Origin of the sequence: Virgibacillus flavescens, from assembly GCF_050574275.1 — a bacterium.
Lineage (GTDB): Bacteria > Bacillota > Bacilli > Bacillales > Amphibacillaceae > Virgibacillus_F > Virgibacillus_F flavescens.
In genome coordinates, this window is the sequence record NZ_CP192260.1 from 1,844,290 (window position 1) to 1,861,354 (window position 17,065).

General features: G+C 40.6%; 16 protein-coding genes. 13 read left to right on the forward strand and 3 right to left on the reverse strand.

Going from position 1 to position 17,065, the window contains the following annotated elements; genetic code table 11:
- The first annotated feature begins 3 nt into the window (after positions 1-3).
- The 13 genes from VBD025_RS08770 to VBD025_RS08830 all read left to right on the forward strand — a co-directional run bounded on the left by VBD025_RS08770 (position 4) and on the right by VBD025_RS08830 (position 14,659).
- A complete protein-coding gene (locus tag VBD025_RS08770) occupies positions 4-687 on the forward strand; it encodes a cyclase family protein (protein ID WP_430784559.1) in 684 nt (227 codons plus the stop codon).
- Between the two features lie 224 nt (positions 688-911).
- A complete protein-coding gene (locus VBD025_RS08775) occupies positions 912-1,529 on the forward strand; it encodes a DUF1989 domain-containing protein (RefSeq protein ID WP_430784561.1) in 618 nt (205 codons plus the stop codon).
- Positions 1,530-2,657 (forward strand): M20 family metallopeptidase, encoded by a 1,128-nt coding sequence (locus tag VBD025_RS08780; protein WP_430784563.1) that lies wholly within the window; start codon positions 1,530-1,532, stop codon positions 2,655-2,657. It abuts the gene before it with no gap.
- Between the two features lie 19 nt (positions 2,658-2,676).
- Complete coding sequence (locus VBD025_RS08785; RefSeq protein WP_430784565.1) at positions 2,677-4,017, forward strand: 5'-deoxyadenosine deaminase; 1,341 nt, start codon at positions 2,677-2,679, stop codon at positions 4,015-4,017.
- An 18-nt stretch (positions 4,018-4,035) separates the two neighbouring features.
- Positions 4,036-4,524, forward strand: a complete 489-nt coding sequence (locus tag VBD025_RS08790) for a (2Fe-2S)-binding protein (RefSeq protein ID WP_430784567.1) — start codon at positions 4,036-4,038, stop codon at positions 4,522-4,524.
- A complete protein-coding gene (locus VBD025_RS08795) occupies positions 4,521-5,111 on the forward strand; it encodes a nucleotidyltransferase family protein (RefSeq protein ID WP_430784569.1) in 591 nt (196 codons plus the stop codon). Before VBD025_RS08790 ends, VBD025_RS08795 begins: the two co-directional genes overlap by 4 nt.
- Positions 5,108-5,986: an FAD binding domain-containing protein gene (locus VBD025_RS08800; RefSeq protein WP_430784571.1), complete on the forward strand. Its 879-nt coding sequence runs from the start codon at positions 5,108-5,110 to the stop codon at positions 5,984-5,986. Before VBD025_RS08795 ends, VBD025_RS08800 begins: the two co-directional genes overlap by 4 nt.
- Complete coding sequence (locus VBD025_RS08805; RefSeq protein WP_430784573.1) at positions 5,983-8,319, forward strand: xanthine dehydrogenase family protein molybdopterin-binding subunit; 2,337 nt, start codon at positions 5,983-5,985, stop codon at positions 8,317-8,319. Before VBD025_RS08800 ends, VBD025_RS08805 begins: the two co-directional genes overlap by 4 nt.
- Complete coding sequence (locus VBD025_RS08810) at positions 8,300-9,127, forward strand: XdhC family protein (RefSeq protein ID WP_430784575.1); 828 nt, start codon at positions 8,300-8,302, stop codon at positions 9,125-9,127. Before VBD025_RS08805 ends, VBD025_RS08810 begins: the two co-directional genes overlap by 20 nt.
- Positions 9,124-9,468: an XdhC family protein gene (locus VBD025_RS08815; RefSeq protein WP_430784577.1), complete on the forward strand. Its 345-nt coding sequence runs from the start codon at positions 9,124-9,126 to the stop codon at positions 9,466-9,468. The genes VBD025_RS08810 and VBD025_RS08815 overlap by 4 nt, the downstream gene beginning before the upstream one ends.
- Positions 9,469-10,570: 1,102 nt before the next feature.
- Positions 10,571-11,941, forward strand: coding sequence for an NCS2 family permease (locus tag VBD025_RS08820; RefSeq protein ID WP_430784579.1), 1,371 nt, complete (start codon positions 10,571-10,573; stop codon positions 11,939-11,941).
- A 47-nt stretch (positions 11,942-11,988) separates the two neighbouring features.
- Entirely contained in the window at positions 11,989-13,752 is a 1,764-nt protein-coding gene (ade, locus tag VBD025_RS08825) for an adenine deaminase (protein ID WP_430784581.1), read from the forward strand.
- 229 nt (positions 13,753-13,981) lie between these two features.
- Positions 13,982-14,659 (forward strand): 3D domain-containing protein, encoded by a 678-nt coding sequence (locus tag VBD025_RS08830; protein ID WP_430784583.1) that lies wholly within the window; start codon positions 13,982-13,984, stop codon positions 14,657-14,659.
- Between the two features lie 172 nt (positions 14,660-14,831).
- On the opposite strand, the gene VBD025_RS08835 is transcribed toward VBD025_RS08830, so the two are convergent.
- The 3 genes from VBD025_RS08835 to deoD all read right to left on the reverse strand — a co-directional run bounded on the left by VBD025_RS08835 (position 14,832) and on the right by deoD (position 16,927).
- On the reverse strand, positions 14,832-15,305 hold the full coding sequence (locus VBD025_RS08835) for a divergent PAP2 family protein (protein WP_430784585.1): 474 nt from the start codon (positions 15,303-15,305) through the stop codon (positions 14,832-14,834).
- 197 nt (positions 15,306-15,502) lie between these two features.
- Positions 15,503-16,105, reverse strand: a complete 603-nt coding sequence (locus VBD025_RS08840; protein WP_430784587.1) for a biotin transporter BioY — start codon at positions 16,103-16,105, stop codon at positions 15,503-15,505.
- A gap of 114 nt (positions 16,106-16,219) precedes the next feature.
- A complete protein-coding gene (gene deoD, locus VBD025_RS08845) occupies positions 16,220-16,927 on the reverse strand; it encodes a purine-nucleoside phosphorylase (protein WP_430784589.1) in 708 nt (235 codons plus the stop codon).
- Positions 16,928-17,065 lie beyond the last annotated feature (138 nt).

Below are 17,065 nucleotides of genomic sequence, written 5' to 3' on the forward strand. Positions count from 1 at the left end.
CGCATGGCAGTAAAATTAGTCGATCTTTCACAAGAGATTTATCAAGGTATGCCGGTTTTTCCGCTGCATCAGCCTACACTAATTTTCCCAAATGTTACGCACGAGGAAAGCAAAGAAAAAGTGGGGTTCGAGTTTGCAACTAATAATCTATTAATAAATGAACATGGACCGACGCATACAGATGCGACTTATGAATACGATCCAAACGGAAAATACATCGATGAAATGCCTTTGGACTATTTCTATGGTCCTGCGGTATGTCTGGATTTATCTCATGTGTCTCCAGACGCTTACATCACGGCAGCAGAACTGGAGGCAGCATTGAAAAAGTCACAGCAAGTGCTCGATAAAGGTGATATCGTTCTGCTCTACACCGGGCATTATAATCGAAAATATGGAACAGATGAATGGTTGACACACTACACCGGACTTGATTACGAAGGTGCTGCATGGCTAGCTGAAAAAGGCGTGGTGAATATCGGTATCGATGCACCCGCAATCGATAACCCCATGGATCCAAAATTTTCAGGTCATCTGGTTTGCCGAGAGTACGGGATATCGAACACAGAAAACCTGGCCAATTTGAATGAAGTAGCAGGAAAACGATTTCTCTATTTTGGCCTGCCCCTGAAAATAAGAAAAGGTACCGGATCACCAATTCGGGCTGTGGCAGTGTTTTTGGATTAGTGGTGGGTGATAGGCGTTGAGATCGTGCAGTGTTTGGGAGAAGTCGCGCACCACGCGTCAGCGCGCGAAATTCAGGGGTGGATGCGCGATATCCACTGGTCGGTGCGCGAATTCAAAAGCAGGTTGCGCGATATCCACCGGTCACTGCGCGAATCCAAACAACTACTGCGCGAAATCCCCCCACCACCGCACGATTTTCGTAGTGATCGAAAGGAGTATGTGAAATGGTCAATGTACAACCTAAGATTAAAAAGGAAATAATCATACCGCCATATGAAGGAAGAAGTGCTGTTTTGATGCCTGGTGAAGAGCTGGTTATCATCGATGTGGATGGAAAACAGGTAGGGGATTTTGTTTGTTTTAACCGGCATGATCCGAAAGAGTTCGTTTCACCTGTTCATATGAGAGCTTCACTCAGCAGTATTCGATTAAAAGCTGGCGATTCACTGTTCAGCAATAGGCGTCGCCCCATTATGAGGTTTATGGAAGATACGGTTGGCAAGCATGATTTCTTTTTTCCTGCATGTGACTATTATCGTTATAAAGTAGATTATGATTCAGAGGATCATCCAAACTGCCATGACAATCTTAAGAAAGCATTGGAATTGCATGGATTGGGCAACGAACCAGTGCCAGATCCAATCAACTGGTTTATGAATAATGTCTTAAATGAAGCAGGAGATTACGAGATTAATGAACCGTTATCTAAACCTGGTGATTATGTCAGGTTACGTGCATTAGAAGAAGTAGTTATCGCGTGCTCCACCTGCTCGCAGGACATGGCGCCTGTTAATGGATGGAAAGTGACTCAGTTGAAAATGCAGATCCTGGAGGCGAACTAAATGGATGCTGTTCCATTTCTGCAGAATGTGATCCGCCATGATAGTTCCAATCCACCAGGTAATGAACATACAATTGCGAATCTATTTGCTGAACGATGTGAATCGTCAGGGATCCCATATCGAGTATCTAGGATAGCTGACAATAGAAGCAATTTTGAGATCGAGTTACCAGGTGAAGGCGATGAAACCTTACTATTTTGTGGTCATATGGATACGGTTTTGCCAGGAGAACAGCCGTGGTTGTATGCCCCGCATTCAGGTAAACTGGATGGCAATAAGCTTTATGGTCGCGGTGCATCTGACATGAAAAGCGGTCTTTGTGCAATGTTCCTTGCTGTTGAATCATTGTTTAAGGAAAAGAAGCGGTTGCCTATGAATATCAAATTCCTGGCTACTGCTGGTGAAGAGGTAGACAGCTGTGGCGCTCTTCATTATTTACAGAATCAAGGTTTGGATAACGTGAAGGCAATTGTTATCGGCGAGCCGACAAATGAAAAAGTTGTGGTTGGCCATAAGGGTGCATTGTGGCTTGAAATCGTAACTATCGGAAAAACAGCACACGGATCCATGCCTGCGAATGGAATTAACGCAGTGGAGTGGATGAAACTGGTTCTGGAAATGATAGAGACGTTAAAGTCTGAATGGAAAATTGCTGCGAGCCCACTTGGTGCAAGCAGTCTAGCTGTGACGAAAATAAACGGCGGGGTACAAACGAACGTAATTCCGGACCGCTGCAGTTTACATGTTGATATTAGATCAATTCCACCACAATCACACGAACAATTACTTGAAAAAATAAAACATAGACTGAGCGAAATATTTTCAAACGATCAATCTCCTGCGTTTCAAGTGAAAATGCTATTGAACCGCCCATCAATTTTAACCGATAAATCAAGTTCCATTATCACGACAGCCCTAGATCTTAAAGAACAGGAGTCTACATACGGTGTTTCCTATTACACGGATGGAGCTGTATTAAATCCAGAAAGTAAAATTCCAACATTGATTTATGGACCGGGAGACGAGAAGCTTGCCCATCAGCCAAATGAGTACGTAGACGTTCATGCATATTTACGTTCAATCGATTTCTATAAAAATTTAGCCATTAATTTTACTGCGTTGTCTTAAAAAGTAAGGGGGGATTGGATTGGCCACCACATTAATTAAGAATGCTCAGATCATTACGATGAATGCAAAGGAAGAAATTATATATGGGGATTTATTGATAGAAAATGACAGAATTAAAGAGATTGGCAGGGATTTAGGGTTTGCTGCCGACAAAGTAATTGATGCAAAAAATAAAACGGTGATACCTGGTTTTATCCAAACACATTTACACCTTTGCCAAACATTGTTTCGAGGTCAGGCAGATGATTTGGAATTAATGGATTGGCTGCAGAAAAAGATTTGGCCGCTTGAAGCTGCTCATGACGAAGAATCAAGTTATTATTCTGCGATGCTCGGTCTTGGGGAACTGATTCAAAGCGGCACTACGACGATTGTTGATATGGAAACAGTCAATCATACGGATTCAGCTTTTCAAGCAATGGCTGAAAGCGGGATGCGCTGCCTGGCAGGGAAAGTTATGATGGATGCTGGAAGTGATATGCCTGAATTGTTAAAAGAAGATACAACAAAGTCCATCAAAAAGAGCGTCGAACTTCTTGAAAAGTGGCATCAGTTTGACAATGGCAGACTGCAGTATGCGTTTTGTCCGCGATTTGTTGTTTCGTGTACCGAAGAGCTGTTGCTGGAAGTGCGGGATTTATCTAAACATTACCAGGTAAAGGTGCACACGCACGCATCAGAAAATCGCGGAGAAATAGAAATTGTTGAGCAGCAGAAAGGTATGCGAAATGTAGTATATCTTGATCATATTGGTCTTGCGAACGAAAACCTCATATTAGCGCATTGTGTTTGGCTTGATAGTGAGGAGAAACGCATTATTAAAGAGCGCGGGATAAAAATGAGTCACTGCCCAGGCTCCAACTTAAAATTGGCATCAGGGATTGCGGATGTGCCGGAGTTACTGATTCTTGATGCAAATATCAGTTTAGGTGCTGACGGAGCACCATGTAACAATAATCTGGATATGTTTAATGAAATGAGATTGGCTTCATTAATTCAAAAACCCAAACACGGACCTACTTCTATGGATGCAAGAACTGTTTTTCGGATGGCTACAATAGGTGGGGCAAAAGCAGTTGGGCTAGATCACGAGATCGGAAGTATTGAAGTTGGCAAAAAGGCAGATTTAGTGATAGTTGACCTGGTTAATTTTCATACATATCCTTCGTATGACCTTGATCCTATATCCAGAATTGTATATTCCGCTACGCGTGCTGACGTGGATACAACTATTATCAACGGTGAGATAGTTATGGAAAATAAAGCGGTTAAAACGATAGACAAAAATATTGTACTCCGCGAAGCAAATAAATCCATCGCAAGACTGTTAAAACGAGTACCTTCGATTGTGAAAATTTAACGGAAAGAAGATGGCTATATGAAAACCTTTCAATTACAAGTAAACGGACAAGAAAAATCAGTTACTTGTGCGCAAACTAAAACGCTGCTTGACGTTCTGCGGGATGATTTTGATTTAACTGGGAGTAAGGAATGTTGCGGGAAAGGTGAATGTGGTTCATGCACAGTATTAATGGATGGCGTATCTGTTTGCTCATGTCTTGTTCTGATCGGTCAGATGAATAAAGAAACGATAACCACAGTTGAAGGAGTTGGTACAACAGAGCATATGGATGTTATACAGCAGACGTTCTCAGACGAAGGTGCAACACAATGTGGATATTGTACGCCTGGATTTATTGTAAATGCCCGATCATTTTTGAATAATATTCATGAAGTTCCAACTGTCAGTGAGATCAAAACCGCACTTGGAGGAAACCTGTGCAGGTGCACTGGTTACACGAAAATTATTAAGGCTGTACAAACAGCTGCAGAAAGACAATTGTCAGCGGAAGAAGCAAGCACTTGACCAGTAATAGAATTTCAGCAATTTTACTGGCGGCAGGTTTCTCCAGCCGGATGGGAAAATTAAAGGCGTTGCTTCCCTGGGAGGGAATACCACTGATTAACTACCAGATTGAACAACTGCAACAAGCTGGAATCGATGAAATTATTGTCGTGCTTGGCTATCAATCTGATCAAATAAAACGTGTGATTTCAAAATTTGCTGTTAAAACGATCGTAAACGAACAGTACGAACAAGGTAAAAGCTCCTCAATCTGTAAAGGTGCAGAAAGTATCTCGCATGACACGGAAGGTATTGTCGTTACTGCAGTTGATCAGCCTGTACCATGCCAAACACTTAAGTATCTAATCCTTCATCTTACATCATACCAGCCTGCAGCGGTAATTCCAGTCTATCAAGGCAAAAGCGGGCATCCTATTTTGTTCCACAAAGATATACGCAAAGATCTGCTAACTGTGAAAGAAGAAACAAAAGGAATGAGGGACATTATCCAAAACCATCACAATATAGTAGCGTACCTACCAGTAAATGATTCTGCTATTCTATTAAACTTTAACAATCCAAGTGATTATAAAGGGGGGATGACATGAGAATTTCTGAAATTGATATGATTTCACCTGAATCTATCGAAGATTGCTTGCAATTACTAAGTAAGCTGGATAGGACGTTCCGTTTGATTGCTGGAGGTACGGATGCTGTTGTGCGTATGAAGGACCATGTATGGCGTCCTGACACGTGGATTAACTTAAAACGCATTGCTTCCTTACGCTATATTTGCGAAAAGAATGATGGAATTCATATCGGACCATTAACAACACACACAGATATTATTAGGTCTGAGCTTCTTAATGCAAAGGCTGACGTATTAGTAGCTGCCGCTAAGGAGGTTGGGGCAGTTCAAATGCAAAACATGGGAACCCTTGGTGGAAATGTAGGTACTGCTTCGCCAGCGGGAGATACAATCCCTGCGTTATTTGTCCTTGATGCACAAATCGAACTTAGTTCACTTGAGGGAAATCGTGTGGTTCCAATTCATGAATTTTTCATTGGGCCAGGCAGAACGATACAAACAAGCGATGAATTGATTACTGCTATCGTCATTCGTCCACAATCAGCTAACGAGATTGGGACATTTGAAAAGCTGGGACCACGAAAAGCGCAATCAATTTCAATTGTTAATGTCGCGATTTCATTAAAAATGGGAAATAAACCACGAGAATGTTTGTCGGGACGGATCGCGTTTGGTTCTGTCGCACCGACAATCATTCGATCCCGAAAGTGTGAAAAAATGCTTGCTCTTGGACCATTGGATGAAGTAATGATACAGGATATTGCTGGTGCAGCCTGGAAAGAAGTTATGCCGATTTCGGATGTGAGAGCCAGTGCGGATTATCGCCGCAGTATGGCAAGCTCCTTATTAGAACGAGGGCTATACCGCTTGATGAAAAGGTGGGAAGCAAGATGAGAAAACAAGCAGAAGCCGTCCAGAGTCATAAGTGGGTTGGGAAATCTGTGAAAAGAATCGATGGTCCAGAGAAAGTGACCGGTGAACAGAAATATAAGACAGACTATCACTATCCGAATATGGTTTGGGGCAGAGTTCTCAGGTCAGAATATCCCCACGCAAAAATTAGAGGAATCAAAACTACAAAGGCAGAGGCACACCCAGACGTCGTTTGTGTTTTAACGTACAAAGATATTCCTGGTTTTAATGGTTTTGGAATTGTTACACCGGACCAGCCAGTCCTGTGTGAAGATATTGTCCGATGTACAGCAGATGCGGTTGCACTTGTTGCGGCAGAGACGTTGGAAGCATGCGAAGAAGCACTTGCATTAATTGAAGTGGAATATGAACCTTTAGAGACTGTTACGGATGCAGAAAATGCCATGAAACATGGGGCACCACAGCTTCATCCAAGTGGAAATATTCACAGCTATGTGACGATAGAAAATGGCGATATTGATAAAGGATTTGATGAAGCAGATTATATTTTTGAAAACACCTATTATTCTCCACGACAAATGCATGCTTTCATTGAAACGGAAGGTGGCTGGGGGATGATAGAAGCAGATGGTTCATTGACGATTCAGTGTCCCGCTCAATACGGGCATCGCGATAAACTGCAGCTGGCAAGAGCACTTGCGTTGAATCCTGAAAGAATTCATGTGTACTCAAGCCCGAACGGTGGTGGATTTGGCGGTAAGGATGAAATAACTGTCCAAATTTATTTGGCTTTACTTGCGCTCAACACCGGCGGCAGACCTGTGAAAATTCATTTAAGCCGTGAAGAATCGGTTGTTGCCGGAATAAAGCGCCATCCGTTCAAAGTGACTGTGAAAACAGGAGCGAAAAAAGATGGTACACTCGTTGCTAACCAAGTTCGGGCAGTCGCAGATACTGGCGCCTATGCGTCGCTTGGCGGTGCTGTGATTGCGCTGGCGATTGAACATGCATCTGGTCCATATAAAATTCCGAATGTTGATATGGAAGGTTATTGTGTGTATACCAATAACGGAATATCTGGTGCTTTTCGTGGATTTGGTGTAAACCAGGTGTGTGTAGGGATCGAAACGCATATTGATATGCTGGCTCGCAAAACTGGGCTTGATCCAATGGAAATCAGAAAGAAAAATGCATATCGCCAGGGTGAAAAATCAAGCTTAGGTCATGTGGTGAAGTCAAGCGTTGGAACGATTGAAACGCTTGAGAAAGCAGAAGAATGTGACCTATGGAGAAATCGCGACTTATATAAAACACAAGCGAGTGAGCCATGGAAGAAGCGCGGTATAGCTGCTGCAACCTCCTTTCATGGAGTTGGAATGGGAATTGGTACACCTGATTATGGGGCAGCATCGATTGAACTGCTTGAAGACGGTAAGTTTAAAGTAGGAATGGCGATTGAGGAAATAGGAACAGGAAACGGCACGGTTTACGCGCAGGTAGCAGCAGAGTGTCTGAAATGTGACGTCAACAATATTATTGTGTTGCAGGGAGATACGAAGGAAACGCTGGATAGCGGTACGATCTCAGCATCCAGGTCAACGTACACGGGTGGTCGCGCTATTGCAACAGCTGCACCAAACATGGTCAACTTATTAACAGAAGCCGCAGCTGAAATCTTGGAGGTTCCACAAAGTAATGTTGTGCTTGCCGACAACAAACTGAATGTCGCAGGTGATAATGATCAGTTTGTAACCTACAAGCAAATTTATGAGATGCTCTATCACAAGCGTCGATCAACACGTGTAGAGGGTCACTTTTATTTACCAAAGGAAAAGAAAGAACTGAAAGGATCCGGCGGAGCACCTCACCATCTTTATGGTTACATGACGCACGTGGTGATGGTTGAAGTGGATACATTAACAGGTGAAACAGATGTACTTCATGTTGTTGCAATTCCGGACGTAGGGAAAGTTTTAAATCCTCAAGGACTCGAAGGACAGAGCGAAGGTGGCGCTGTCATGGGGATAGGTTATACCTTATACGAGGATGTATTAATAGAAGCAGGCTTTCATAAAACGAAAAACTTTACCGACTATATTATACCGACAATACGGGAAACACCAGTTATTGAAACGATTCCTGTTGAGTCTATGGAAGAATCAGGACCATTTGGTGCAAAGGGAATTGCCGAGGTGGTAATGATACCAATTATTCCAGCAATAATGTCAGCCATATATGATGCTGTTGGTGTAAGAATCAAACACCTTCCTGCAACACCGGAACGTGTTTATCGAGCAATGCAATCTCTCAAAACTTCCGAGGTGAGCTCTAGTGATGAGTCTTCAATTGTATAATGAGCTTGCTGAACTAGTCGGTGATCATGAGAAGGTAGCACTGATCACTATCACGAACAATACTGAAATCCTAACGGCAGGAACGAAACTCATTTTGCAGGAGAACGGAATAAGTTCTGATGAAAATAAATTACCACCAGACGTATATTTGATTTTAGAAGAATACTGCCTCCCATTACTAACAGAAGGAAAAACTAAAACTATCGAAATTCCGTATGCTGAAAATCGAATAGAATGTTATGTGGAAATATTTCCGATCCCTTTGCATCTCATTGTAGCTGGTGCAGGGCACGTATCAGAACCTGTTGCTGAGATCGGAAAAATGCTCGGCTTTTATGTCACTGTTATCGATGACCGCATGGAGTTCGCAAACTCCAGCAGATTTCCATTTGTGGATGAAGCAGTGTGTATGTCCTATACGGATTTTTTTAAAAACGTTCCAATTTCTTCACAAACTTATATTCTTCTGTTAACACGTGGCCATAAATATGATGTCGTCAGCTTACAGGAACTTTTGAAACGAGAAGCTGCCATGACTATAGAAAATCGAAGTACATATATTGGTATGATTGGCAGCAGACGGCGAATATCTGGCGTATTTGAACAATTGAAAGGTGAATTTACCGATCATAATTTTACTAACATTTATTCTCCGGTTGGATTAGATATTGGTGCGCAAACACCAGCTGAAATAGCAATTAGTATTTTCGCGGAAATACTAAAAGTCAAGAATGTATCCAGTGGAAACTCCCTAAGAGAAGGGATTTCAAGTTATTCAAAATTAATATTCCGGGAGCGAAAAAAATGAACAACATAGACTTTTATAAGCAAGTTATGTCTCTTCGACGGAGAGGTGAAAGAGGAGCAGTCGCTACCATAATAAGAACGAAAGGCTCAACTCCTCGTGGAACTGGTGCAAAAATGATTATTTATGCTAATGGTGATATTTTCGGAACAATTGGCGGGGGATGCGGAGAAGCAGAAGTTATTGAAAAATCCTTTTCTGTCATTCGAAGCGGAATCGCTGTTCAGCATCAAGTGGATTTAACAGAAGGTTTATTTTATGAAGATGGCGGGATTTGTGGTGGTATTATGGATGTTTTCATTGAACCGATTCATGAGGTGGAAACAGTGAATTTGGTGCACTGAAGATAAAGAGATATGAAAATAATAAAGAATTGTAATGAAATGATTAAGGTGCGAATAGACTAGTTGTACCATAATCCAATTGACTAGGAATGAAAAGTGTTTAAGCGCTTTCTTTCCTTATTATAAAACGGTATCATATATTTTCTGTTAATCGGAAGAACATTGAGCCGCAGTTACCACTCTAATCGTTGACCGAGTGCACTGCGGTATTTTTGTTATATAAATTCACTCAACCTGCGCTCATAGAAATGTTCTAAAGCTGCCGTCCAGGATCGCTGCGGGTGGATGCTTTCCGTGGGCACGGCTTCAGTCTCCTTGCCCCGACAAGGGGTATGCCAACGTTGTCCGCAAAGGACGATTTTAGTTGGCACTCCTCTTTAAATGCTTTCTTGCGGGGCCTTCAGACTCGTGCTGTTCCCGCAGGAGTCACCGCCCTCCGCTCACCGGGACTGGTAAAGCTATATTTACGTGTTTGTTGTTTCTTTCTAATGCATGCTGAAATAGACGTGCTATCAGGTGGAAGTTAATAAATACAGATATCCATACTTTGTCTATAGTTGAGAGCTGATGGCAGTCGACTCCTCTCGGGACTTGAGGCTTAGGTGAGATCCTGGAGTGTGATAAATGACCACTGAAAAAAGGGCAGAGATTTAAAATTTAATTTCTCACTTTACCTTAGCATCTTCGAATATACGAAGACTCCTGTGGGAACAGCGCGAGCTGAAGATCCCGCAGGAAAGCGATTTTTGCTTATCCGAGGAGGCTGAAGCCGTGCCCACGGAAAGCGAAGTATATTCGAAGATGCGAAAATAGATCCACCTATTTCGTACCACGCACAACTTTTTCAGTGGGCACGTGCGACAGCACGAATAGGCTCCTCGGCAGCGGAAATCTCGTTGCTGTAACATCGCAGTTTTTTTCGATGAGGTATTCTAAGTTGCATTTTATAGAATGTGTGACAATGACACTATCTATTTCGGGATTAATCAACTATTTCAGGGAGCACTTACTTATTTTGATAGTCATTCATTTATATATTGCTGTTAAGAGAGGGGGGATTGAAAACAGATGTAACGCTTTTCATCAAAGGGGGATTGGTTAAATGTCAAAACAGACGGAAGAAGTTGTAAAGAGCAATGGGTTGAAACCTGGGGGCGGGGGTTTTTTAGACAGATATTTCAAAATGACGGAGCGAGGAACAAATACAAAAACAGAACTGATTGCAGGCTTAACCTCATTTTTAGCAATGAGTTATATTATCATCGTAAACCCAATGATATTATCTGATGCCGGCATTCCACATGAAGCTGCATTTGCAGCAACCATCTATGCAAGTGTATTTTGTACCTTATTATTTGCTTTATGGGTAAATTATCCAGTAGCAATTGCTCCCGGTATGGGTTTAAATGCATTCTTTACGTATACAGTCGTAATTGGTGAAGGGCTATCCTGGCAGACAGCACTTGGTGCAGTATTCATTTCAGGTCTTGTATTCTTTATATTAACTGTTACCGGAATTCGGTCAAAGATCGTTAAAGGTGTTCCAGTTCCACTAAAGTCAGCTATTGGTGTTGGAATTGGATTATTTATTGCATTAATTGGTTTTCAGAATGCAGGTATCGTTGTTGCCAATGATGCTACAGTTGTTGGACTTGGAGATGTGACAAAAGCAGGTCCGCTTATTGCATTAATCGGTATTTTAATTGCAGGATTTTTTATGGCAAAGAAGATAAAAGGTGGTCTCTTACTAACAATTGGTATCACAACAATTATTGCTATGATTAGCGGAGTTGCTGCTATACCTGGAGGTATTAAGGATATATTCTCTACAAATCTTCCCAGTATGTCTGAAACATTCTTTCAAATGGATATAATGGGTGCCATTGGTTATGGCGTTATAGCTGTCATTTTCTCTTTTACGATTGTTGAACTATTCGATAACCTTGCGACGTTGATTGGCTTGACTAAGAAAGCAGGATTAACTGATGAAAATGGAAATATCCAGGACCTTGATAAAGCGCTGCAGGCAGACTCTGTTGGTACAATGGCGAGTGCTGCCTTCGGAAGTACAGCGCTTAACGCTTATGTAGAAAATGCTACTGGTATTTCTGAGGGTGGAAAAACCGGTTTAACATCGTTAACCGTCGCGTTTTTCTTTTTAATCTCACTGTTTTTTGCACCTCTGGTTGCTTTTATCCCAAGTGTTGCCACTGCTCCAATTTTAGTTATTGTAGGAGCGCTTATGCTAACAGAAATTGCAAACATCAAGTTCGACGATTATACTAATGTAATTCCAGTCTTTCTAACAATCTTTATGATGCCTCTGACTTACAGTATTGCTACTGGTCTAGCGTTTGGTTTCATTTCGTATACTGCATTAAAAATGATGACAGGAAGGTTTAAAGAAATTCACTGGATTGTGTATTTTATCAGTGCTGCTTTCATAATCCACTTTATTTTAGGCGGTCACTAAAGAAATAGCAAAGATGTGTGTCTGTTGCTTTAAAGGAGATTACAATGATGGACAAAAGTAAAATTTCACTTAAAAAAAGAATCGCAGTTGCAGCTAAAAAAATACCTGCCGATACTGTCATTAAAAACGGGAAGATTGTAGATGTATTTAATCATAAAATAATGGAAGCAGATATAGCTATTGCGGATGGTGTTTTTGCCGGTATAGGACAATACGAAGGTGAAACGATCATTGATGCAGAAGGGAAATATATAGCGCCAGGTTTCATAGACGGCCACGTGCATATTGAATCAGCAATGGTTACACCTGCTGAATTTGCAAATGTTGTCCTTCCGCACGGGGTAACTTCTGTTGTCGCGGATCCACACGAAATTGCTAATGTCAGTGGTATCGAAGGAATTAAGTTTATGATGGATGGATCCGAAAATATTCCGCTCCATGTTTACTTTGCACTTCCATCTTGTGTTCCAGCAACTCCATTCGAAAATAGTGGAGCAACGCTTAATGCTGAAGATTTATTTCCTTTATATAATCATGAACGAGTGGTCAGTCTCGGTGAAGTTATGGACTTTCCAGCGGTTTACAATGGCGATGATGAAATGATGGATAAGATATTGGATGCAACAAACCAGCATAAAGTCATTGACGGTCATGCAGCTGGCATTGATCAGAATGGAATAAACGTTTATCGGGCAGCTGGTATCCGAAGTGATCATGAATGTACAACAGCTGAGGAAGCTACTGATCGTTTAGAACGAGGTATGTACCTCATGCTTCGTGAAGGGTCTGCCTCGAGAGATTTAAAAGCTCTTTTATACGCTGTCAATGAAAAGAATGCCCGTCGCTGTTTATTCGTAACAGATGACAAACATCTGGATGACCTTATGAATGAAGGAAGTATCGACCATAACGTACGAGTTACCATACAGCATGGTATAGACCCGATCACCTCTATTCAGATGGCTACAATAAACGCTGCAGAATGTTTTGGTTTAAAAAACAAAGGTGCTATTGCGCCCGGTTACGATGCTGACTTTTTGTTTATTGACAACCTGGAGGATTTACGTGTATCAGAAACGTTTGTAAATGGAATCGCTGTTGCAAAAGATGATAAGTGCATTTCGGTAAGTAAAAATAATGTACAACCAGGAGAGAGATTGGAAAATAGCGTTCAAATGCAAGACGTAACACCAGATGACTTGAATATTAAGATGAGTAGCGGTCAACTGGCAAATGTTATTTCAATCAATCCGAACAGCATTGTCACAAATCATGAGATCCTGCCTGTTGCGTCTAGTAATGGATATTTTCAGCCCTCAATTGAAAATGACCTATTAAAGATGACTGTGATTGAAAGGCATAACCACAAAGGAAATATCGGACTTGGTATTTTAAAAGGATTAGGCCTGCAATCAGGAGCTATAGCGACTACCATCGCCCACGATTCGCATAATATTGTTGCTGCAGGAACAAATGATAAAGATTTACTAACTGCAATAAAGTGCATTAAGAAAATAAACGGAGGAGTAGTTGTAGTCGATCAGGGCAAAATAATTGCCTCATTATCGTTATCGATTTCTGGTTTAATTTCAAATCAGGATTTCCTCACGGTTTATGGTGGGTTAAAAAAGTTAAATGAAGCGCTAGGGATAATAGGCTTTTCAGGAAACTTCAATCCTTTCATTACGTTATCGTTTATGGCATTGCCAGTGATTCCGGAAATAAAGCTTACTGATTTAGGGTTGTTTGATGTTAAATCATTTAAACATATTTCGATACATGCAGATAAAACGTTTACTGCAAAACTTTAAAACTATAGATGAAATACCGAACCTCACATATGATTGTGAGGTTTTTCTTATTGACCGGGGATTTTTTTGTATTGTATGTAAATTAAGTGAATTCGAAAGTGTCAAAAATTTGTGTTCACTTTGGCGTATAATATTTAATTTATTGGTAACACTGTCCAGGTAGGTAGTGTTTTTCGAATTAATAAATCTGTAGAAAAATTAAATTTATTCTACCAGCGAGGTGTTATCAATGAAAATCGAGAATTTTTTACGTAGAAGTGCAATGGTTTTATTATTTTTTGGAGCATTCTATGCAACAATTTCGTCTATATCGAATGTAACATTTAAAGATGTTCACGTTTGGGCAGAACAAAAATCAGCTGAGTTTTCTACTCTTGAAGGAGGATTCTTTGACATGCGAGAAACTGCTTTAAAAGAAAAAACGCTGAATTATGAGGAACAAGCAGAACGATACATTTCCAGTGAACAAGTAATGGGGCCAAAAGATATTGCTGAAGCGATGAATATTCAGCAGTATCCAAGCACTACTTTACTAGCAACGGGCTATACTGCTGGAGTGGAATCTACAGGTAAAACACCTGAAGATCCAATGTATGGTGTCACATTTTCAGGTGTAAAAGTAAAAAGGGACTTATACTCTACCATAGCAGCAGATTTAAATGTTTATCCTATCGGTACGATTATGTGGATTCCTGACTATGGATTCGGGGTAGTTGCTGATAAGGGCAGTGCTATTAATGGTCATAAGATTGATCTCTATTATCATACTGTTGAGGATGTCTATGAGCAGTGGGGCAAGAAAGAAGTGAAAGTTCATATTATTGAAATGGGCGATGGGTCGATCACTGAAGACGAGTTGAAGAAACTAAATAACAATGAAGCACTGCAAGTCTTTCGAGAAAAATAATAGAGCGGAACTAGCTGTTTAGTGACGTTTAAGTTTTCGAGAAATTTAAACATAGTGGATCTACCGTCGCATTTGCTCGTCTCGTCAGTGGTGATAATTATTGTGTCTTATTGAAAAAATTCGAACGAAGTCGAAAACGCTTCGTTCGAATTTTTATGTTTATGCTTTTGTTCTAATACAATAAATATAGTAAAAATGCTATTACTATTCCTGATAATCCTCCGAAGAATACTTCTATTGGCTGGTGACCAAGCAATTCCTTCAACTCTTTCCGTTTCTCAAGTTCCGGTTTTTTGTTCCAGCCCTTTGCACCTTCAACAAAATGGTTAAAGTCCTTTGTCAATTGATTTAAAATCACCGCTTGTTCTCCGGCCTGTCTGCGAACTCCAGAAGCGTCAAACATAATAATAATACTGAATACACAAGCTACAGCAAATGTTGTCGAGGTAACCCCGTCAACTATGCCTACTCCAGTAGAAAGTGCGGTTACTGCTGCAGAATGACTGCTGGGCATGCCTCCAGTACTAAAGGCTAGTCCGGCTTTAAATTCTCTAGAGATGATATAGTGGATGGGGATTTTTACAACTTGAGCAAATATTATTGCTGCGAGAGCGGCCCATAATGGGAAATTTAAAAACAAGTCCATGAATGGATAGCCATCCTTTCTGTTTTTCTAAGTGGTGTGTTAAAACCTATTATGGATAGTATATGTGTTATTTATCAATATAAGGATAATTTTATCATAGCAAAGGGCAAAAATCATTGATTTCCTTTCGGTCGAAAGTAAATAGGATTATTCTGCAACTTCCAGAATAATCCTAAGGGGGATAATTTTAGTTTAATTTATGCACGGCTATTGACAGATGACCAGCGCATTGGAACTCGTTTTGCAAGTGTTACCATGAAAAAGGCAGCTAAACAAGCGAGAGCGGTATCTTTTATAATGAAAGGAATCATTCCAACCCAGGCCACCGTATACGAGATGTCCAGTCCCAGCCAAGTGTTCATGGCAAGGTACATAAAGGATACACCAATCGTATAATTTGCTGTCAGTCCAACTAAAGCGGCGATCGTATAAATGAAAATAGATGGCTTTTTACTGATTTCTGCAATCAACCCAACAAAAAATGCTATGAAGATAAAAGAAAGAATGAAGCCGCCTGTTGGGCTTATCAGTGCCATAGGACCAGCGCTCATCCGAGCGAATACAGGAACTCCGGCAACGCCAACAAGAATATATGTAATCATAGAAATAGCACCTAGTTTTTTGCCAAGCATTAATCCTGCAAGTATTGCAAAAAATGTTTGTAACGAGATTGGAACTGTTGCTCCTCCTATTGGAACTGACAACATAGGAAACCAGACCGTAATATTGGCGCCGATTGCCATCAAACAAACAAATACTGCACCAAACGTTAAATCAACTGTACGTAAATTATTCATCATTATTTCCACCTTTCCACATTATAATAAACAGGGAGAGGGTTATTGTCAACCTAAAATAAAAACAGTTAACAATAAAAAACGACAGATTGTATAATCTGCCGAAGGGGATGTTAGTTATTTAATTGCTGCTTCCAATGCTACTATCATCATTTCGTTAAATGTAGACTGTCGTTCTTCTGAAGATGTTTCCTCACCAGTTAATATATGATCAGAAACCGTAAGAACAGATAATGCCTGACGATCGTATTTTGCTGCAAGCGTATATAAAGCTGAAGTTTCCATTTCAATTGCTAACACTTTATAAGCTGCAAGCAATTCATTTACTTCCTTTGCATTATCACGATAAAACGTATCGCTAGTAAAGACATTACCTACACGCAACTTCATATCCTTTTCGATGCCGACATCATAAGCTTTCTTTAATAGATCAAAATCAGCCAACGGAGCATAGTCGATACCATTAAATACCATGCGGTTTATTTGCGAATCAGTAGTAGATCCTTGGGCAAGAATAACGTCACGTACCTTAACGTCTTTTTGAATCGCTCCACATGTACCAACACGAATCAGCTTTTGCACATCATAGCTCTGAATTAACTCGTTAACGTAAATGGAAATAGATGGGACGCCCATTCCTGTTCCCTGTACGGAAATGCGTTCACCTTTGTATGTACCGGTATATCCATACATTCCTCGAACATCGTTATATTGTGAAACATTTTCTAAAAACGTGTCAGCAATGTATTTAGCTCTTAATGGGTCTCCTGGTAATAATATTTTATCAGCAACTTCATTTTTCTCTGCTCCTATATGTACACTCATTCATGTTCCTCCTGTTTAAAACATTTATTTTACAAAAATAACGTAACACAACAGTTTGCGAAAAACAATTTATTGAAACCAACTATTTATCGACATAATTCGGGTCGTACCTGGTACCGGGGAATTACTTAACGGTTT